This window comes from Chamaesiphon sp. VAR_69_metabat_338 (assembly GCF_031423935.1).
Taxonomy (GTDB): Bacteria; Cyanobacteriota; Cyanobacteriia; order Cyanobacteriales; family Chamaesiphonaceae; genus Chamaesiphon.
Window position 1 is genome coordinate 1 of the sequence record NZ_JANPGM010000729.1, and the last position, 2515, is coordinate 2515.

Annotated in this window: 2 protein-coding genes; both read right to left on the reverse strand. The window is 48.8% G+C overall.

Features of this window, described 5'->3' with window-relative positions; translation table 11 throughout:
- The coding region (locus RMO84_RS20310) for a PP2C family protein-serine/threonine phosphatase (protein ID WP_396135910.1) at nt 1-1227 on the reverse strand (1227 nt) is incomplete at its 3' end.
- Between the two features lie 11 nt (nt 1228-1238).
- The coding region (gene ftsY / locus RMO84_RS20315) for a signal recognition particle-docking protein FtsY (protein ID WP_310490252.1) at nt 1239-2515 on the reverse strand (1277 nt) is incomplete at its 5' end.

The window sequence follows — 2515 nt, forward strand, 5'->3', positions numbered from 1 at the left end:
GAAGGTGTAGATGAGGTTTTCTTCGTTAAACCTTTCCCCATCCTGATTGGCGGCGTCAGTGAAGCCATCGGTATAGTAAATAATCGTATCGCCTGGGTGGAGTTGGACTTGTGCTTCCTCATAGCGAGAATCAGGATCCAGTCCAATCAACATCCCCTGAGTATCTAGCCGCACGATCCGATCGGTAGCGGCTTGCCAGTAGAGTGGTGGATTGTGTGCGGCATTGGTATAGGTCAGAATTTTGGTGGTCGGGTCGTATTCGGAATAAAATAGCGTGACAAACCGACTGGAATTGGCGAGATCGGCATACATGACCCGATTGAGATGCTGGAGAATACGGGCGGGAGAGTGACCGTTGAGTACTTCCGCACGCAACATCCCGCGCGTCATGGTCATGATCAAGCCAGCAGGGACTCCTTTGCCCATTACGTCGCCGATGGTGATGCTCCACTTATTCGTGCTGAGATCGCAGGTTTTATTGGTAAGCCGGTCGTAATTGGCGGGGATAAAATCATAATAATCCCCACCCACCCGATCGGCATTAAGATAGCAAGCTGCTAATTCTAACCCCGGAATATCGGGGAATTTTTTAGGTAATAAGCGTTCTTGAATTTCGGCACCGATTTCCAACTCGCGATCGAGTCGTTCTTTTTTGCGCAATTCAACAGTTAATTCGTCGTTATGAATGGCGACTGCGGTCTGATCGGCGACTAGTTGCAAGAGTTTTTGGCGATCGATCGTCCACCCATATTCAGGATTGCGAGTAAATACGTATAGGCGACCGCGTTCGCCACTTTCGAGTAAAATTGGCGTCCGGAATATTTGAATTCGGTAATCGAGGTCTAGCTCGATTCTACTCTCTAATTTATCCCAAAAATCTGTCTGAAAGCTGCTTTCTCTACCTTCCGATACATCAGTAAGCGTCTTAGAAATTGCCATTTCAATTCGCTGGCGCAACTCATTACAGGCACCTTCACCCTGACAATGTAGCTGTTGAATTTGCAGTTGACCAGTTTTTTTGAATAAGATAATTGCCCCACCTTCACCATCGGTGACGCGTGTCACCATGAGGGGAATTAGTTCCAAAAATTGGTTGAGATTTTTAAAGCTGCGCAAGGCAAAACCTAAATTACTCAGTAGCTCGTGGGTTTTCTTTTGTTGCCGACTGAGATCTGCCACTAATTCTTGCAGAGCAGCTACTGACATAATTTGTGGCTCATAATTCATCATTTATATTCCTAACCACTTAATAAGGCTTCAACAAATTCATAGCTAGAAAAGGGTCTTAAATCTTCAATTCCTTCGCCCGCGCCGATAAATCGAATTGGGAGGCCGAGTTGTTGGACTACCGCCAGAGCCACGCCACCTTTAGCCGTTCCATCTAGTTTGGTTAATACGACTCCACTCAATTTAGCTGCTTCGGCAAAAACTTGAGCCTGTCGCAAACCATTTTGTCCTAGAGTTGCATCGAGTACCAATAAAGATTCTATCTGCGCATCGGTCGATTGCTTGTCTATAATCCGGCGGATTTTGCTCAACTCATCCATTAAGTTTTTTTTGTTTTGGAGTCGTCCGGCAGTATCGACTAATAGTAACTCAGTTCCGCGCGATCGAGCAGCACTAATTGCATCAAATACCACGGCAGCAGGGTCGGTATTTTGACCGGGATTGGCAATGACGTCAATGCCGCTGCGTTGACCCCACACTTTGACTTGTTCGACGGCAGCAGCGCGGAAGGTATCGCCAGCGGCAATCAGACATTTATAGCCAGACGATTGGCTCATGTGGGCGAGTTTACCGATAGTGGTAGTTTTACCGACTCCATTGACGCCAACGATCAACCAGATATTCAATCGATCGTTGATAGGCAAGAATTCTTGGCTGTAGTTGCTCTGATAAGGAGTGTCGAGTAAATCGCGCAAAATCTGTTTGAGATAGGCGATAGCTTCATCTGGGGGGAGGGACTCTTGGCGCAGCTTGGCTTGCAAGGTTTCGATCACATAATCGGTAGCTTCGACACCAACATCGGCTTGCAGTAGCAAGGTTTCGATCGATTCTACAGCATCGGCATTCAGGGGGCCTTGACCGATGAGGGCTTTGAGTTGATTGACAAAGCCGCGCCGGGTTTTGTCTAAGCCTTGGCGGAGTTTTTTGAGCCAGTTAATCTCGTCGAGCGAAACTTGTTCGGGGGTGCGACCGCGATCCGCGAGGATTTTAGCCGACCACAAGAAGTCGTCGTCGAGGTCTACATCGGTCGCAGGAGCGGCTGGAACTTCGGTTTCAATCGCGGTTGCCTTGAGCTGTTCTAGTCGCTGTTGGCGGTCATCTCGCGCCCAAATGGGCAATTCTGTTACTGCTGGCGGGGGTGTCTCGTCGCTGCTAATTACTGCGATGGGCGGTTCGCTGGTGCTTTCGGTAGCTCCGAGATCTGTGACTGGTGTGGTAACTGGTGCTATGGACTCGGCATCTGGCGTTTCAATCGGTGCAACTGCCTCGGCTGGCTCGGTCTGAGTTG